The 17392-nt window shown below is 36.9% G+C and carries 14 protein-coding genes and 1 pseudogene; 7 read left to right on the plus strand and 8 right to left on the minus strand.

What is annotated here, in order from left to right:
* Positions 1-309: 309 nt before the first annotated feature.
* Together BKH41_RS06355 and icd are read right to left on the minus strand one after the other, a co-directional pair.
* Complete coding sequence (locus tag BKH41_RS06355) at positions 310-1191, minus strand: DMT family transporter (protein WP_095298143.1); 882 nt, start codon at positions 1189-1191, stop codon at positions 310-312.
* Positions 1192-1256: 65 nt separating this feature from the next.
* Entirely contained in the window at positions 1257-2549 is a 1293-nt protein-coding gene (gene icd / locus BKH41_RS06360) for an isocitrate dehydrogenase (NADP(+)) (RefSeq protein ID WP_095298144.1), read from the minus strand.
* 157 nt (positions 2550-2706) lie between these two features.
* Here icd and BKH41_RS06365 point away from each other — a divergent pair, with 157 nt between their 5' ends.
* The 3 genes from BKH41_RS06365 (at position 2707) to BKH41_RS06370 (ending at position 5032) form a co-directional block, all read left to right on the plus strand.
* Positions 2707-3990 (plus strand): citrate synthase, encoded by a 1284-nt coding sequence (locus BKH41_RS06365; RefSeq protein WP_095298341.1) that lies wholly within the window; start codon positions 2707-2709, stop codon positions 3988-3990.
* A 107-nt stretch (positions 3991-4097) separates the two neighbouring features.
* A complete protein-coding gene (locus BKH41_RS10135) occupies positions 4098-4400 on the plus strand; it encodes a hypothetical protein (RefSeq protein WP_257875429.1) in 303 nt (100 codons plus the stop codon).
* Positions 4401-4402: 2 nt separating this feature from the next.
* On the plus strand, positions 4403-5032 hold the full coding sequence (locus tag BKH41_RS06370) for a bile acid:sodium symporter family protein (protein WP_257875430.1): 630 nt from the start codon (positions 4403-4405) through the stop codon (positions 5030-5032).
* A 38-nt stretch (positions 5033-5070) separates the two neighbouring features.
* Here the strand turns inward: BKH41_RS06370 and BKH41_RS06375 are convergent, their stop codons facing one another.
* The 3 genes and pseudogenes from BKH41_RS06375 to groES form a co-directional block, all read right to left on the minus strand.
* Entirely contained in the window at positions 5071-6159 is a 1089-nt protein-coding gene (locus BKH41_RS06375) for an NAD(P)-dependent alcohol dehydrogenase (protein WP_180762764.1), read from the minus strand.
* A gap of 195 nt (positions 6160-6354) precedes the next feature.
* Complete coding sequence (groL, locus tag BKH41_RS06380; protein ID WP_095298148.1) at positions 6355-7998, minus strand: chaperonin GroEL; 1644 nt, start codon at positions 7996-7998, stop codon at positions 6355-6357.
* 32 nt (positions 7999-8030) lie between these two features.
* Positions 8031-8300 (minus strand): annotated as a pseudogene (groES, locus tag BKH41_RS06385) (co-chaperone GroES); the annotation flags it as partial.
* A 260-nt stretch (positions 8301-8560) separates the two neighbouring features.
* Between groES and dnaG the strand changes: the two are divergent.
* Complete coding sequence (dnaG, locus tag BKH41_RS06390) at positions 8561-10216, plus strand: DNA primase (protein ID WP_095298152.1); 1656 nt, start codon at positions 8561-8563, stop codon at positions 10214-10216.
* Complete coding sequence (locus tag BKH41_RS06395; RefSeq protein ID WP_095298154.1) at positions 10213-11262, plus strand: argininosuccinate synthase domain-containing protein; 1050 nt, start codon at positions 10213-10215, stop codon at positions 11260-11262. Before dnaG ends, BKH41_RS06395 begins: the two co-directional genes overlap by 4 nt.
* 29 nt (positions 11263-11291) lie before the next feature.
* Here the strand turns inward: BKH41_RS06395 and BKH41_RS06400 are convergent, their stop codons facing one another.
* The gene (locus tag BKH41_RS06400) at positions 11292-12548 is read right to left on the minus strand and encodes an MFS transporter (RefSeq protein WP_095298344.1); all 1257 of its coding nucleotides are present in this window, start codon (positions 12546-12548) and stop codon (positions 11292-11294) included.
* 145 nt (positions 12549-12693) lie between these two features.
* Positions 12694-13314: an imidazole glycerol phosphate synthase subunit HisH gene (gene hisH, locus BKH41_RS06405; RefSeq protein WP_095298156.1), complete on the minus strand. Its 621-nt coding sequence runs from the start codon at positions 13312-13314 to the stop codon at positions 12694-12696.
* A gap of 174 nt (positions 13315-13488) precedes the next feature.
* Between hisH and BKH41_RS06410 the strand changes: the two genes are divergently transcribed.
* Complete coding sequence (locus BKH41_RS06410; protein WP_095298158.1) at positions 13489-14160, plus strand: response regulator transcription factor; 672 nt, start codon at positions 13489-13491, stop codon at positions 14158-14160.
* A complete protein-coding gene (locus BKH41_RS06415; RefSeq protein WP_095298160.1) occupies positions 14135-15379 on the plus strand; it encodes a HAMP domain-containing sensor histidine kinase in 1245 nt (414 codons plus the stop codon). Before BKH41_RS06410 ends, BKH41_RS06415 begins: the two co-directional genes overlap by 26 nt.
* A gap of 25 nt (positions 15380-15404) precedes the next feature.
* Here BKH41_RS06415 and BKH41_RS06420 read toward each other — a convergent pair whose 3' ends face one another.
* Positions 15405-17345 carry an acetate--CoA ligase family protein gene (locus BKH41_RS06420; RefSeq protein WP_257875431.1) on the minus strand — a complete coding sequence of 647 codons (1941 nt, stop codon included), beginning with the start codon at positions 17343-17345 and terminating at the stop codon, positions 15405-15407.
* Positions 17346-17392: the final 47 nt, after the last annotated feature.

A 17392-nucleotide genomic window follows, 5' to 3' on the forward strand; every position in this document is an offset into this window, starting at 1 on the left:
CATATTGTTGCAATGATTGTTGCAACATTCTTAGATTGGATAACAGCTTGCTTCCAACAAATAAACAAATCCTTTTCAGATTCAGTTTGATATTGGGGGAGGGGGATTAGAAATGTGGGGATTATAACATTTTATTAAAGCCTTTGATTGCTCTAGCTAGTTTATATCAGGGGCTTGTTAAATGGCAAGAATACTACAAGGCTTTAATAAGTTTTTTATAGGATTATCTGAAATCCAATCAGAAGCATAATAATAGTGCTTCTGATATTTAGTTCGCAGTATTATCAGAGTTTATGAGAGCAGGAATGATTATGTTTGTTTTTGGGATAAAAAAAGTCCCAATAAGACGAGCACACTGCCAATGAGGATATAAGAGGTGATAGGTTCTTTTAGAGTAAAAGAGGCGACTAGAATTGAAACAATAGGAATTGTATAAAGATAAGCACTTGTCTTGAGTGTGCCTAAAATTTTCAAAGACATTCCCCAAGTTAAATAACACAAAGCTGAAGCAAAAATCCCTAAAAAAAACAGATTGAATAAATTTTGAGGAATCAAAAACCTTTGCATTGAAAGATGGATTCCATCATAAAAAAGTGTCAGAGAACTGAAAATAATCCCATAAAAAAAGATTTTTTTAGTGATGGCAAGTGTGTTGGCATTCTTTTTGATTTCAAATAGCTTATTCAGAAAAATCGTATAAAATGCCCAACTTAAGCCAGCTAAAATACATAAAAGATCTCCCAAAGGATCGATTTGAAAAGACCTGTTTCCGTGAAATATAATGATGATGATGCCAAGAAGGGCAAATATAAATCCGATGATAAAGTATTTTCCAAGTGGTTTTTTTAGGATAAAAAAACTTAAAATTGCCGTATAAATAGGGCTTATAGATACTAATACGCCCGCATTTGATGCGAGCGTATAATTAAGGGCGATATTTTCGAGCAAAAAATACAGACATACCCCAAATAAACCGCACAATGCAAAAAGTATTTCTTCTTTTAAAGATTGAGGTTTGAGAAATTTAGGATAAAAGACTAAAAGACATACATAAGCAAGCAAGAATCGAAAAACAAGAATTTCATACGAGCTGAATGCATCCAATAAAGCTTTTGTTGCACTGAAAGTGCTACCCCAAACGAGTATGGTAAAAACAGCAAGCATATGCCCACGTAAAGCAGAATTTTTCATTTATATTCTTTTAAATTTTGGTTTGGGTTTTTTGAAAGGCGCCAAAGGAGTTTTTGGCGCAGATTTTACATATGTTTTATCATTACATCAGCGAATTCAGAACATTTAACTTCTTTTGCACCCTCCATTAGTCTAGCAAAGTCATAGGTAACGTTTTTGGATTCTATGGCTTTTTTCATTGAAGAAACAATCAAATCTGCAGCCTCTATCCAACCCATATAGCGAAGCATCATCTCTGCGCTTAAAATGAGCGAACCAGGATTGACTTTGTCTTGACCAGCATATTTTGGTGCCGTGCCGTGTGTCGCTTCAAACATTGCGACTGTGTCATTAAGATTAGCACCAGGTGCGATACCAATACCCCCGACCATCGCTGCAAGTGCATCAGAAATATAATCCCCGTTGAGATTCATTGTAGCAATGACATCGTATTCAGCAGGTCGTAAAAGGATTTGTTGCAAGAAGGCATCAGCGATCACATCTTTGATGATGATTTCTTTGCCTGTTTTAGGGTTTTTGAATTTACACCAAGGACCTCCATCGATTTCGACTGCACCAAACTCATCTTTAGCAAGAGCATAACCCCATTTCATAAAGGCTCCCTCAGTAAATTTCATAATATTGCCTTTATGTACCAAAGTAACAGAATCTCTATCGTTTTCAATCGCGTATTCAATAGCCTTTCTTACAAGACGTATTGTCCCTTCTTTACTAGAAGGCTTGATACCAATACCGCTAGTTTGGGGAAAGCGGATCTTGGTAACTTTCATTTCGTTTTGCAAGAAATCAATGATTTTTTTGACTTCAGGAGTGCCTTGAGCGAATTCAATCCCTGCATAAATATCTTCGCTGTTTTCGCGGAAGATGACCATATCGACTTTAGCAGGCTCTTTAACTGGGCTTGGGCTACCATACCATCTGACAGGGCGGAGACAGACATAAAGATCCATCATTTGACGCAAAGCCACATTTAGAGAACGGAAACCTTCTCCTACGGGTGTGGTTAGAGGTCCTTTGATAGAGACTTTAAAGTAATTGATAGCATCTACGGTATCAGGAAGAAGCCATTGTTCCATCGGAGTTAAAGAACTTTCATTCTTAAATTTGTTATAGCATTTTTCGCCTGTATAAACTTCATACCAAGAGATTTTTCGCTCTCCTTTGTATGCTTTTTGAACGCTGGCATCAATGACTTTTTTCATCGCTGGGGTGATATCTATGCCGATACCATCTCCTTCAATGTAGGGAATGATGGGGTTATTTGGAACATTGAGTTTTCCATCTTTGGTGATTGTAATAGCCTCTCCACTTTCAGGTAATGTGAGGAATTTGGGGTTATAACCGTTAAAATTTGACATTTTTTTCTCCATTGTTGAAATAATATTGTATAGTTTAGCACTAAAAATATTAAATTATAGGCTATCATTGACATATTTTAATATTTTGTGTGTAAAATAGTGATGGCAATAAAATGTGGCAAAAAATACAAAACTTAATTTAGGAATGAGGTATAAGATGGCGACAGTAACTTTAATCAACAATGAGACCAATCAGAAATTTGACTTTGATATTATAGAATGCACACGTGGTCCTAAAGCAGTAAATTTTTCAAAACTTTTTGAAACAACAGGGATTTTTTCTTATGATCCAGGGTATGGTTCGACAGCAGGATGTGAATCTACGATTAGCTACATAGATGGAAAAAAAGGCGAACTCCTTTATAAGGGGCACAGGATTGAAGATCTTGTGGCTAAATATAAATTTACGGATGTTTGCAAGCTGCTTATCAGTGAAGAGCTTCCAAAAAATGAAAAGGAATCTTTGGAGTTTGATTTAGAATTGCGCCATCGAAGTTTTTTGCACGAAGGGCTTATCAACCTCTTTTCTGCTTTGCCTGATGGAGCTCATCCGATGGCAACGCTTTCTTCAGCCGTTTCAGTACTTTCAACTTTGTATTATGACCACAAGGATATGGAAGATGAAGATGATTACCAAACAATGGCACGTAGGATTATTGCTAAAATACCTACAATGGTAGCATTTTGTTATCGAAATGCGGTGGGTGCGCCTTTTATTTACCCTGATGTGAAGCGTTCGTATGTTGAGAATTTTTTATATATGCTTCGGGCTTATCCTCACGGAAGACTCAAGCAAACTACCAATGGAGAAGAGGGCATCACAGCTTTAGAAGTGGAGGCATTGGACAAAATCTTTACGCTTCATGCTGATCACGGGCAAAATGCTTCTACTACGACGGTTAGAAATGTCGCTTCTACAGGTGTTCATCCTTATGCTGCCATCAGTGCAGGAATTTCAGCTTTATGGGGTCCAGCACACGGAGGAGCAAATGAAAAAGTTCTTAAACAGCTGAATGAAATTGCAGATGTGAAAAATGTTGATAAGTTTATTGAAAAGGCTAAGGATAAAAATGATCCTTTTAGATTGATGGGCTTTGGGCATCGAGTATATAAAAACTACGATCCGCGTGCAAAAGTCCTTAAAGGTCTCAAAGATGAGTTGGATAAAAAAGGAATTAAAATGGACGCCCATTTGAGCGAGATTGCTCAAAAGGTTGAAGAAGTAGCTTTGAGTGATGAATATTTTATTGAGAGAAATCTATATCCGAATGTGGATTTTTACTCCGGCATTATTTTGACTGCTTTGAGAATCCCTACCCAGCTTTTTACGCCTATTTTTGTGATTGGCAGAATGCCAGGATGGTGTGCGCAACTGCTTGAACACGTCAAGAATCCTCACGCAAGAATCACACGTCCAAGACAAGTTTATATCGGCAAATAATGCTTTTAAATTTGAGATTTTTTGAGAAGAATAGAGGGGTCTGATCTTAAGATTTTCAGAGCGTATTCTTCCTTTAAGGTATGAATGGAGATAAAAGGAGCGCTCAAATGAATTTTTTAAAAAAATGTGCTTTCTTTTCGGGCAAGTATTTGGCACTTATTGTTGTTTTTTTCAGTGCAATCGCGTTATTTTTGCCCCAATATTTTGAATTTATCAAGCCTAGTTTTATCCCTCCATTACTTGGAGTAATAATGTTTGGTATGGGGTTGTGCATTAGGATTAGTGATTTTAAAATGCTATTTTTGAAGCCTCAAGCTGTTATTATTGGCGTTTTAGCGCAGTTTATTGTGATGCCTGCTTTGGCTTTTGTTTTGATTAAGATTTTTGCGTTGCCTGTTAGTTGGCTTTAGGGGTGATTTTAGTCGGAACAAGTCCAGGCGGCACAGCTTCAAATGTTATTACTTATCTTTCGCGGGGTGATGTGGCTCTTTCTGTGGCAATCACAAGCTGTACGACCTTGCTTGCACCGATAATGACGCCTTTATTGACTTATTTGCTTGCTAATCAAAGCATAGAAGTGAATGTATGGAATATGTTTTTTTCTATCATTGAAGTTATTTTAATCCCAATAATTTTAGGCGTGAGTGTGCATAAATTTTTTCCAAAATTTTCCAAACGTTTTGAAGAAATATTACCCTTGATTTCTACGATAGGTATTGTGGCTATCATCGCTTCAATCGTGAGTGCAAATGCGCAGAGAATTTTATCAAGTGCATTTGTGATTTTATTTGTTGTGATTTTACACAATCTTTTGGGGTATCTTTTTGGATTTCTCATTGGCAGGGTATTTAAGTTTTCTCTATCGAAGACAAAGGCACTTTCTATAGAGGTGGGAATGCAAAATTCAGGATTGGCTGCAAGCCTTGCTGTCACTCATTTTGCAATGTATCCGCTTGCAGCTGTTCCAGCTGTGATTTTTAGTGTGTGGCACAATGTTTCAGGGGGCATACTTGCAAGCGTGTATTCAAAGATAAAAGATTGAGGCTCACCCCTCCCCCTTTTTTTCAAGCAGTATAAAACTTAGCTTGATTTTTTCATATCAATGACATAGCGGAATTTGGCTTTGCCTGTGGTGAGATTTTCATAGGCTTTGTCAATATCTTTTGCTAAGATGATTTCAGTTTCAGGATAGATTTTATTTTCTAAAGAAAAATCAAGCATTTCTTGGGTTTCTTTGATGCCTCCAATCAAAGAGCCATAAACACGCCGATTAGCAGACCAAACAAGATTGGCAATATTGATTTTTGGAGAGACTGCTGCAGGAGGCAGACCGACAATTGCTAATTCTCCGCCATATCCGAGTAATTTGACATAAGCCATCACATCATAAGGCGTGGGTATGGTTGAGATGATCAGATCAAATTTTTCTTTGACTCCATCTGTGGAAGTATAGAAGCTTTTAGCACCCATATCAAAAGCTTCTTGTTTTTTATTGTCATTTCTTGCAAATACACCTACATCCGCACCCATAACAACGGCGTATTTGACTGCCATACTACCAAGACCACCAAACCCAGCTACTCCGACTTTTGAGCCTTTTTTGACTTTTGAAAATTTTAAGGGGGAGTAGGTTGTGATACCTGCACAAAGCAAGGGGGCAACTTTTTCTAACGGAGCGTTTTGTGGGACTTTGATGGCAAACTTTTCATTCACGACAATATTGTCAGAATAGCCACCATAATGGGGTTCATTATCGTGAAAACAATCCAAACAATCATAAGTAAAAACGGTTTTACCATTTTCACAAAATTGCTCTTGACTTTTTTTACACGCTTCGCATTCTCCGCAGGAATTGACCATACAGCCGATACCTGCATAATCTCCGACTTTAAATTTACTCACTTTATTTCCTATAGCAACCACGCGTCCAGCGATTTCGTGACCAGGTACCATCGGATAAATGCCTTCACGCCATTCACTGCGCGCACTATGGATATCACTATGGCAGATCCCTGCATAGAGGATTTCTACTAAAACATCATTTTCTCCAACAGGGTGGCGACTGAATGTAAAGGGTTGGAATTTGTCATCTTTGGAAGACACGGCATACCCCTTAGCGGGGATTCTTTGGGTGGTAAAATCATTTTGCATAAAAACTCCTTGTTTAATAAAGATAATTTTACCCTCTTGAGGATAATTGATTGGCAAATAAAGCCAGACTGAAGGATAATGCCACAGCTAAACAACATTAAGGACTTAAAAACTGATTTTAAATAAATGATATCAATAATATGAATTTGGAAGATAAAAAATTTTCAAAACTGCTTTTTAGGCAGTTTTGAAGTAGAAGCAAGGAGGGGTGGATTACATCATACCGCCCATTCCTCCCATACCGCCCATTCCTCCCATATCTGGCATAGCAGGAGCAGGTTTGTCTTCTTTGATTTCATTGATTGTAGCTTCTGTAGTCAAAAGCAAGCTTGATACGGATACTGCATTTTGAAGTGCTACTCTAGCAACCTTAAGCGGATCGATGATACCGACTTTAAACATATCGACATATTCGCCATTGCTTGCGTTGAATCCGAAAGATTCCTTATTTTTTTCAACTTCATTCACAACCACACCTGCATCATAACCCGCATTCGCAGCAATTTGAGCAAGAGGGGCTTTGATAGCTCGTTTGATGATTTCATAGCCGATGAGTTCATCTTCATTGAGTTTGAGATTGACTTTTTGTGCTGCTCGGATAAGTGCTGCACCTCCACCAATAACGATACCTTCTTCAACAGCTGCTTTTGTAGCTGAAAGGGCATCATCTACTCTGTCTTTTTTCTCTTTCATTTCAACTTCAGAAGCTGCACCTACTTTGATAACTGCAACACCACCACTGAGTTTTGCCAATCTTTCTTGAAGTTTTTCTTTATCGTAATCGCTTGTAGTGGCTTCGATTTGAGTTTTGATTTGAGCGATTCTATCTTTAACCTCGCTGCTTTTGCCTTTGCCATCTACGATTGTTGTGTTATCTTTGTCGATGACAATTCTAGCAGCTTGTCCAAGATCGCTTACTTCAGCGTTTTCAAGTGTCTTACCAAGTTCTTCAGAAATGACTTGACCGCCTGTTAAAATCGCAATATCTTTGAGCATTTCTTTTCTTCTGTCGCCAAATCCTGGAGCTTTTACAGCTGCAACATTTAGCACGCCTCTGAGTTTATTTACAACTAAAGTAGTGAGTGCTTCACCCTCAATATCTTCAGCGATGATAAGAAGTGGCTTACTGCTTTTCATTGTCGCTTCAAGTAAAGGAAGGATGTCTTTCATACTTGAAATTTTCTTATCTGTTAAAAGAATGTAAGCGTTTTCAAGTTGGGTTGTCATTTTTTCAGGATTGGTTACAAAATAAGGGGAAAGGTAACCTCTGTCAAATTGCATTCCTTCTACAACACTGAGTTCATCATTAATACCTTTAGCTTCTTCAACGGTGATAACGCCATCTTTGCCAACTTTTTCCATTGCTTCTGCAATGAGTGCGCCTATTTTTTCATCGGAATTAGCAGAAATTGTAGCAACTTGAGCAATTTCGTCTTTACCTCCGACTTTTTTACTTGCTTTTTTAAGTTCAGCAATGATGGCTTCGCTTGCTTTGTCCATTCCTCTTTTTACTTCGATAGGATTGGCTCCTGCAGTGATATTTCTCAAGCCTTCTTTAAAAATGCTGTAAGCTAAAACGGTTGCTGTAGTTGTCCCATCACCTGCAGCATCAGCTGTTTTACTTGCCACTTCTTTTACAAGCTGTGCGCCCATATTTGCAATAGGATCTGCAAGCTCAATTTCTTTTGCTACGCTTACGCCATCTTTTGTGATCGCAGGAGCGCCATAGCTTTTTTGAATCAATACGTTTCGACCTCTAGGTCCCATTGTTACTTTGACTGCGTCACTGAGTTGCTTCACACCTTCAAAAAGTTTATTTCTTGCAGAATCTGAAAATTTTATTTCTTTGCTAGCCATTTTTTACTCCTTACTATAAATTTAATTTATTTGCTTAAAACGCCTAAAACGTCTTCTAAATCAAGAACAATATATTCTTTGCCATCAAGTTTGATTTCGCTGCCTTTGTATTTTCCAAAAACGATTGTATCGCCTTCGCCAACGCATTTGCATTCGTCTGCTACTTTTTTGCTGACAGCCTTAACAACACCCATTAATGGTTTTTCTTTTGCATTATCAGGGATAATGATTCCAGAGCTTGTTTTATTTTCTTCTTCGAGTCTTTCGACTAAGAGTCTTTCGCCTAGTGGTTTGAACTTCATTTTTTCTCCTTGTTTTCAAGTTTAATTTAATAGCGTCAAAATTAGCACTTAAAAAATTTAAGTGCCATAATTATATTTGGATTTATTAAACAAGTCAAGACGCTTATGGTAAATATATCAAAATATATTAGTCATATAGACTAAATATTAATATGCTATTGGCATATAACTTTTTATAATTTTAGCATTGGAGTCTGTGATTTAAGAGTGGGGGTAATATTTTTTGATAAAATTAGAATTAAAAAATCTAGGGAAGAAAAATGATTACTCAAGCCTCTTTGGAGGGCTTAAAACAAACGATTGATATTGTTGATGTGGTGGGTTCATATATTGAGCTTAGAAGAATCGGGAGTAATTTTAGTGCTTGTTGTCCATTTCACGATGAAAAAACACCCAGTTTTATTGTCAATCGTGCAAAAGGGCTTTATCATTGCTATGGTTGTGGTGTCGGTGGAGATGCGATAAAGTTTGTAATGGAGTATGAAAAAATCAGTTTTGTCGAGGCGGTGGAAAAAATCGCTGATATTTGTAATTTTTCCCTTGAATATGAAAAAAACACAGCGTTTAAAAAAGATGACTCCAAACTTTTGGAGATGATTGCAAGATTTTATCAAAGGCGATTGATGGAATTGCCTCATTGTAAAGATTATTTACTCCAAAGAGGGGTGAGTGCTTCTTCGATTGAAAAGTTTGGATTGGGATTTTGTGGTCCAAGTTTTGAGAGTGTGAGATTTATTGAAGAGAATGGATTGGATAAAAAAGAGCTTGTTTCTTTGGGCGTGCTTGGCGAAGATAATGCACGTATTTACGCACGATTTTCAGAGCGTATTATGTTTCCTATCTGTTCTCCAAATGGCAAGGTTGTAGGATTTGGAGGCAGAACCCTTAAAGAGGGATTGGCTAAATATATCAATTCCCCACAAACTAGGCAATTCAATAAGTCAAAGCTGCTTTATGGCTATCATATTGCTAAAGAGCATATTTATAAATACAATCAAATCATTGTTACAGAAGGATATTTAGATGTGATTATGCTGCACCAAGCTGGCTTCAATACTGCAGTAGCAACGCTTGGAACAGCACTTACCTCCGAACATCTGCCATTGCTTGGAAAAGGGAATCCAAAGATAATTCTTAGTTATGATGGAGATAAGGCTGGAATCAATGCTGCATTTAAAGCCTCAATAATCCTTGCCAAAGAGAGTAAGGCAGGAGGTGTGGTTATATTTAAAGATGGGCTTGACCCTGCAGATATGGTAGTTAAGAAAAAAACAGATGAATTGGAATCACTTTTTTCCTCACCCACCCCTTTTATCGAATTTGTATTCCATCAGATTGCTTTGCGATTTGATTTGAGCGATCCGCTTCAAAAAGAAAGTGCTTTAAAGGAAGCAGCAGAATTTTTACACGGACTTTCTCCGCTTTTGCAAGAAGAATACAGAGGGTTTGTGGCTGAAATTTTAAACATCCCTTTAAATTTGATCGCTCCAAGATATAGGGGAAGTGCTAAAGTTTATCCTAAGTCTTTAGGCGTTGGTTTTCCTCAAGGGAACTCTTTTGATAAGCTTGAAAGTTTGATCATTAAATATATTTTAGAAGATAGGACGCTTTTGGATAAGGCTGTAGAATATGTTGATAGCAGCGCATTCCTATACAGAGCAAAAGAATTTGATGCCCTTTGTAGGGGTGATTTTGAAAATCCTGCATTGATTGGCATAGCGATTGATGAGGGGCTTTTATTGCGTGAGAACGGATTTGAGCAAGAGCTTTTGATGTTAGTTTTGAGGTACTATCAAAATCGCCTTGAAAATATGAGCAAAAGCCTTGATTTGAGTTTCGAAGAAAAGAGTTTTCAAATCCGAAAAATCAAAAATACTATTATCAAATTACGAAAAGGAGAATTGATTTCGATATGAAAAAAGCATTGGCATTATTTAGCGGCGGGCTTGATAGTATGATTAGTATGAAACTGCTTAAAGATCAGGGGATTGAAGTCATAGCCCTGCATTTTAACATTGGGTTTGGGGGTAATCGAGACAAACTTGAATATCTTAAAAATGCCACAGCTCAAGTCGGTGTAGAACTTCAGGTGTGTGATATTAGAAACCAGTTTTTTGATGAGATTCTTTTTACGCCCAAATACGGGTATGGAAGATTTTTTAACCCCTGTATTGACTGCCACGCTAATATGTTTAGAAATGCATTTTACCTGCTTTTGGAAATGGGAGCTGATTTTGTTATTAGTGGTGAAGTGATCGGGCAAAGACCTAAGAGTCAAAGAAGAGAAGCTTTAGATCAGGTAAGGAAGCTTGTTAGAGAGATTGGAAAAGATTCTATTTTCGATAAGATTTTAAGCAGAGATGGGAGTGATGTTTCTAAGCCAGTATATTTAGATGATTTGGTTTTAAGACCTATGAGCGCAAAGCTTTTAGAACCTACGTTTCCTGAAAGGGCTTTGTGGGTTGATCGAGAAAAACTTCTTGATGTGAATGGTAGGGGAAGAAACAGGCAGTTAAAGATGCTTAAAGATTTTGGTTGGAAATATTATGAGAATCCCGGCGGGGGATGTTTGCTTACAGATGTGGGTGTTAGCTTAAAACTCAAAGATTTGAGCGCACATCGAAAAATGGTTATTGAAGATAGTGCGATTGTAAAAGTGGGGCGTTATATGGTTTTAAAAGATGGGGCGAGATGTGTTGTGGCTAGAAATGAAGAAGAAAACTCTAAACTTGATCTTTCTCATCCTTTGATGGAAAAAATAGAATTGCTTGAATGCGCCGGTCCTATAGGCTTAGTAGAGTCTCAAGCTAGCTTTGAAGATAAGGTGCTTGCTGGAAGAATCACGCTAGGGTATGGCAAAAGTCAAAAAGATCAAAGCTATCTTGTGCGGATCGGTAAAGAGGAATTGCTTTTAAGCCCTTATGACAAAGAAGAAGCAAGACAATTTTTATTTTTTAAATAAACTTATTTTGCAAATCCTAAAAAGCGGATTTAATCAAGTTCCGTTTTTTTAGGCAAAAGACACGCAATGATCAAGCAAACAATAAGTGTTATTGTCATATAGACAAAAAATCCGTTTTCTATCCCGTGGCTTTTAAATTGCAGGGCAAAATAGGGTGCAGTTCCTCCAAAAATTGTGTTTGCAATTGCATAGGAAAATCCTGTTCCAAGTGCTCTGATATGGACAGGAAAAAGCTCGGCTTTTATCACGCCTGCTACTGAAGTGTAAAAACTCAAAATGACCAAAGAAAGCGTGATGATTCCAAATGCAGCCAAAGGGTTTTGTGTGCCTGATAAGATGTTTAAAATCGGATAAGAACCAAGAACTCCAAGTACCGAAAATAAAATCAATGAATTTTTTCGTCCGATTTTATCCCCGAGTGCGCCAAAAAGGGGTTGAAAAATCATATAACAAAAAAGTGCTGCAAGCATAATATAATTGGCAGTTTGTGATGCAAAGCCTGCAGTGTTAATCATAAAAGTTTTTGTGTAAGTTGTGAATGTGTAAAAACAAAGAGACCCTCCTGCAGTGAAGCCAAGCACCATCAAAAAAGGTTTTTTATACTTCCATAATTCTTTGATACTTCCTCTGTTTTTGTTTTTTTGGATATCTTGAGTGGTATCGTGCATATTTTTTCGCACCAGTAACGAAAGCAGTGCTAAAATCCCACCAAGTGCAAAGAGGATTCTCCAAGCATAATCACCAAGCTGCTCTGGAGTGAATAGGATTTCCATTATGACAGCTGAAAAAACTGCTAAAAGTTGGCCTCCTATTAAGGTAACGTATTGAAAAGAAGAATAAAATCCTCTATGCCCTTTGCTGCCAAGTTCAGAAAGATAAGTGGCTGCAATCCCGTATTCTCCTCCAACACTCAAACCTTGAATGAGTCGAGCGATTAATAAAAAGATAATTGCCATATCCCCGACGCTATCTTTTGTGGGTAAAATCGCTATCAAAAAAGAGCCGATTGCCATCAGTATGATTGAATAAATCATCGACTTTTTTCGTCCGATTTTGTCTGCGAGCGATCCAAACAGCCAACTCCCAATAGGTCGCATTAAAAAGCCTAATGCAAAAACACCAAATGTTGCAATGAGTGCTATAGTTGGATTGCTTGAGCCAGAGAACTGATGAGCAAAGTAATGGGCACTAAAGGCATAGATATAAAAGTCATACCATTCGACTAGATTGCCAGAAGAGGCGGCGATAATGGAAGTAATTTTTTGTTTTTTGCTTAGAGTTTTCAGCGGCATTAAAGACCTTTCTTCAGTTAGTTTGCAAAAGTTTTAAAGTATTTTCAGATTATTGCATAAAATATTTTTGATCGATTATTTTTTTATTTTTTTAATACTTATGAAAACTTTATGAAGCAAAAAAGTAACATCTTTCAGATTAAAGCGTAACAAAATTTTTTAAAATTTTAAGTCCTTCGTGGTGAGATTTTTCAGGATGGGGCTGGAGTCCAAATATATTATCTTTGGCGACGATAGCAGCAAAAGGATACCCATAGATGCATTTTGCAAGCAAATTTTGAGGATCGGCACATAAGGCGTGGTAGCTATGGACAAAATAAAGGTAAGTTTTATCTTGAATATTTTTTAATAGGGGATGTTTGCTTGCATTTTCAGAAAAGATGCATTGATTCCAGCCCATATGGGGGATTTTTAGATTTGATTTTTCGATTTGGAATTTGATTACTTCCCCTTTGATGAGTCCTAATCCCTTGTGTTCTCCAAATTCTTGACTTTTTTCAAAAAGTAATTGCATTCCTAGACAAATTCCAAGCACATACCGACCTCTTTTTACAAAATCAAGCACAGCTTCTTTCATTCCAGTATTTTCAAGATTTTTTGCAGCATCTCCAAAAGCCCCCACACCCGGAAGGATAAGCTTGTCGTAATTGGATAGTTTTGAGGGGTCTTTTTGGATTTGGGCTTTAGCACCGATTGCTTCAAATGCATTTTGAACACTTGCAAGATTTCCCATATTATAATTGATAATACCGATTTGCATTATTTCACTTCTTGGTTTTTTGGTATTATAGCTTAATGGAAATTAACTTTTTCAGAGCCATCAGCATTGTCAATTTTGATTTGAAGATGGAAAGACTGCGTAATTTTTAATCACTATTTGAGTATTTTGATGCTTAAAAGGCTGCTGCGATAACTTTTGATTGATGGGGTTAAGATGTCTCACAGAATACTTTTACTTGAAGATGATCCTTTGCTTTCTGAAATCGTCTTTGAATTTTTAAGCGAACATCATTTTGAAGTTTGCCATTGTGAAAATGCAACTGAAGCTTTAGATATGGGGTATGAAAATAATTTTGACCTTTATCTTTTTGATGTGATGGTTTCAGGGGGTGATGGGTTTTGGGTGCTTAAAATGCTTCGAGATGGAGGTAAGACAATCCCAGCTATTTTTATTACCTCTCTTTCAAGTGTTCAAGATTTGGAGCTTGGCTATGAGAGTGGATGCGATGATTATATTCGCAAACCTTTTGAGCTTGAGGAGCTTTTGCTAAGGATTCGAACGCTTTTGAAAAGAAATTTTGCGCATATGAACACAGATTTTGAAGATTTTGGAAATGGGGTGAGGTTTGAGTTTCAGACAAAAAGTATTTATAAAAACAAGGATCTTATTTTTTTGCCAAAAAAAGAAGTGGAGCTTTTAAATATCTTTCTTCAAAATCCCAATCGCTTCATTTCCCAACAAGAGATTTTTGAAAAACTCTGGAGTTATTATGAAGAACCTAGTGATATGAGTTTGCGGGTATATATCAAGAACCTGCGTGCATTGATTGGAAAAGATAAGATCATCAATCAAAGAGGAAATGGTTATTGTTATGTCAAACTATGAAGAAAGATCGGTTATGGTTAAAATCCTTTTGCTCTATCTTCTGACTACTGCTATTTTTTTGAGCATACTTTTTAGTCTTTATTATAATAGGGGATATGATTTGATTATCCACGAAAAAGCTAATGATTTGCGGGAAGATTATGCAGCCCTTAGTCGAGTGATTGATAAAAACGGCAAATTTGATGAAAAAGTGTTTGAAGAAATAAAAACCCTTGATTTGAATACGAATTTTATGATCTATGATAAATCAGGCAATCTCTTATATGATCATTTAGGTATGGAATTGCCTAAAAATAAGATCAAAAAAAGTGGAATTTATGTATCTAGTGGTTATATTTTGATTGATTTTAATCCTATCAGAAGACATAAACACCATAAGAAAAACTCTTTTTCTTCTCCCCCATCTTCTTTTGATTATCAAATCATTATGAGAGGGGATTGTGTCATTTCTGATATTTGGCATCTTCGGCTTAAGACAATGGGATTTTTATTGTTATGTTTGAGTGGGGTGGGTTTCATCGCTTATTTTTTACTGAAGCTTTCTCTCAAACCGCTTAAAGATAAGATCGCTTTTTTAAATCGTTTCATCAAAGACACCACCCACGAAATCAATACGCCTGTAAGTGTGATTTTGATGAGTATTGAAAGATTAAATAAAGCAAAGATTGCCGATGATGATTTAAAAAAATTCAACCGCATTCATATTGCTGCTAAAACCATTGCCAATGTCTATCAAAATCTAGTTTTGCATAATTTTTCCGAAAATGTTGGACAGAAAATCTGTATTGATATCAAAGAAATTTTAGAACAAAGGCTTGATTTTTTCACTCCCTTGTTTGCGCATAAGAATCTAAATATTAAAACCTCATTGGATTCGGCCAAAATTTATGCGAACAAAGATGGGATTAGATGTATCATCGATAATCTTTTAAGCAATGCGGTCAAATACAATAAAAAAGGCGGAGAAATTAAAATCAAACTCGAACCTTTTTGTTTATCTGTGAGTGATAGCGGGTGTGGTATCAATGAGAAAGAAACGCGCAAAATTTTTGAACGTTATACGCGATGCAATACTTCACAAGGGGGGTTTGGGATTGGTTTGGCACTTGTTGGAGAGCTGTGTTGTTGTTATGGGATTGAGATTGAGTGTAAAAGTCGTATCGGGGAGGGAAGCACATTCTTTTTGCGATGGCAAAAATCTCTGAATCAAGATATTTGATTGCAGAGGGTTTGCCCCTCTCTTATTATAGGAAAGATGTTGCTTCGGTGATGCTTGGAAAAAATAGGATTTTATTTTTTCTGCAAAATTCTTTGGCTTCCTCAACCATATCCCCGCCGATAAGAATGGGAATGATTTTATGTTTGTAAGGGTTTTGTTTTAGAATTTGCACACTTCCTAAAGGATCTGTCATATCTTGTGGGGTGATGAGCATATAGATGAAATCAACCCCTTGGAATGTGTCAATAATATCCAATGAAGCTTTATATCTGTCTGCTAAAGCATCTCCGATAATGTCAATGGGATTATTGTGTGACCAATGTTCGGGTAAAACTTGATTGAGAGCCTCTATATTTTGAGGGGTTAGCGAATAAAGTTTTTTTCCTTTTGAGACAATTGCATCAGTAAGAACCGTTCCAGGACCTCCAGCGTTGGTGACAATAGCAATTTCTTTGCTGTCACGAAACAGGGGTTTGAGGATTAGGGCTTCGATATTATCGACGATATTCACTCCTAAGCTTTTCATCAGTCCAGCAAACATTTCATAGTTTCCACTTAAATTTCCTGTGTGAGAAAATGCGGCTTTAGCTGCTTCTTCGCTTTTTCCTGATTTGAAGAGAAAAATAGGCTTTTGGCAACTTCTGATATTTTCTAAGAGTTCTTTGCCTTTGCTAAGACCTTCTAAATATAAAGAAATATTTTTACAATGTGGGTCTTTTTCTAGCATTGTTATCAAATCCGAACTTTCCAAATCGATTGCATTGCCTGTGCTAAAGATATGGGAAAATCCTATATTAAGAGCATTGGCACTATCCATCAGTGCTGCAAGAACTGCTCCTGATTGTGAAACGAAAGCCAAATCCCCGCTTTTAAGATTGCCTGTTCCAAAGGTGAGGTTTAGATTTTGAGCATTGTTAAAATACCCCAAACAATTCGGACCCAACACGTTAAAATTATGTTCGCGTGCAAGTCTTCCGATTTCAATCTCTTCTTCTGCGTGACCGCTTTCTTTAAAACCTGCTGTAATGACAATCAGGTTTTTCAAATTTTTCTTCACAAGATCTTTGATGGTGGATATAACGAATTTTGCTGGGATGGCTAATACAGCTGTGTCAATATCCCCTTTTATTTCTGATATGTCTTTAAATAGAGGCTTGCCAAAAAGTTCGCCGCCTTTTTGGTTGATAAAAAATAACTCTCCCTTAAATCCGATTGAATTCTTTGCGACTACATAACCTGCCTTGGTTTTGTCTGTGCTTGCTCCAATAATGGCAATGCGTTGATTGTCTAAAAAATTGGGGCGTTGGCGGGGTTTTGATCGGCTTGGGGTGCTTGAGGAATCTTTGCGAATTCGTGCATCAACAGCTATAAGACCATTTTGAGTCAATTTTAAAGGGTTGATATCAAGTTCTTTGATATCGGGGTTGGTTTGAAGAAGTTTTTGGACATTTTTAACAAGCTTTATAACCTCACTCATTTGATGCTTGCTCCCTCGGTAACCCTCAAAGAGTTTGGAAATTTTGGTGGTTTTGAACGCACGTTCTATTTCTTCTTCTGGAGCTTGGGAATCAATGTAGCAAATATCTTTATAAAGCTCAAGGTAGATCCCGCCTTTTCCAAAAAGAATCACATCTCCAAAAACAGGATCTTCTGCTGAACCTATATATAATTCTTCGCCGTTGAGCATTTGTGTAATTATGAAACAATCTTTATCATCTAAAGGAATTTTATGGATTTCTTGAATGTTTTTTTTCATTTTTTCTCGGGCTTTTATGATTTCTTCATTGGAATTGAGGTTTAAGATTACTCCACCTACATCACTTTTATGGACTACTTTAGGGGATTGGATTTTCAATACCGCTGGAAAAAAATCAACACAGATATCCTCTGTCATCCCTACAACCTTATATGAAGGCGTTTGAATTCCATATTCTCCAAGCCATTGATAAAGCTCACTTTCTGTCATAATGTCTCCTTGTATTTCTTTTTATATTTGTTATTATAGGTTAAGTT

The organism is Helicobacter sp. 12S02232-10 (assembly GCF_002272895.1).
In the GTDB taxonomy this organism is placed as follows: Bacteria; Campylobacterota; Campylobacteria; order Campylobacterales; family Helicobacteraceae; genus Helicobacter_J.

Coding starts and splice junctions, on each gene's coding strand:
- BKH41_RS06355 (WP_095298143.1), bottom strand. CDS start 1,191: ATGAAAAATTCTGCTTTACGTGGGCATATGCTTGCTGTTTTTACCATA.
- icd (WP_095298144.1), bottom strand. CDS start 2,549: ATGTCAAATTTTAACGGTTATAACCCCAAATTCCTCACATTACCTGAA.
- BKH41_RS06365 (WP_095298341.1), top strand. CDS start 2,707: ATGGCGACAGTAACTTTAATCAACAATGAGACCAATCAGAAATTTGAC.
- BKH41_RS10135 (WP_257875429.1), top strand. CDS start 4,098: ATGAATTTTTTAAAAAAATGTGCTTTCTTTTCGGGCAAGTATTTGGCA.
- groL (WP_095298148.1), bottom strand. CDS start 7,998: ATGGCTAGCAAAGAAATAAAATTTTCAGATTCTGCAAGAAATAAACTT.
- dnaG (WP_095298152.1), top strand. CDS start 8,561: ATGATTACTCAAGCCTCTTTGGAGGGCTTAAAACAAACGATTGATATT.
- BKH41_RS06395 (WP_095298154.1), top strand. CDS start 10,213: ATGAAAAAAGCATTGGCATTATTTAGCGGCGGGCTTGATAGTATGATT.
- hisH (WP_095298156.1), bottom strand. CDS start 13,314: ATGCAAATCGGTATTATCAATTATAATATGGGAAATCTTGCAAGTGTT.
- BKH41_RS06410 (WP_095298158.1), top strand. CDS start 13,489: ATGTCTCACAGAATACTTTTACTTGAAGATGATCCTTTGCTTTCTGAA.
- BKH41_RS06415 (WP_095298160.1), top strand. CDS start 14,135: ATGGTTATTGTTATGTCAAACTATGAAGAAAGATCGGTTATGGTTAAA.
- BKH41_RS06420 (WP_257875431.1), bottom strand. CDS start 17,345: ATGACAGAAAGTGAGCTTTATCAATGGCTTGGAGAATATGGAATTCAA.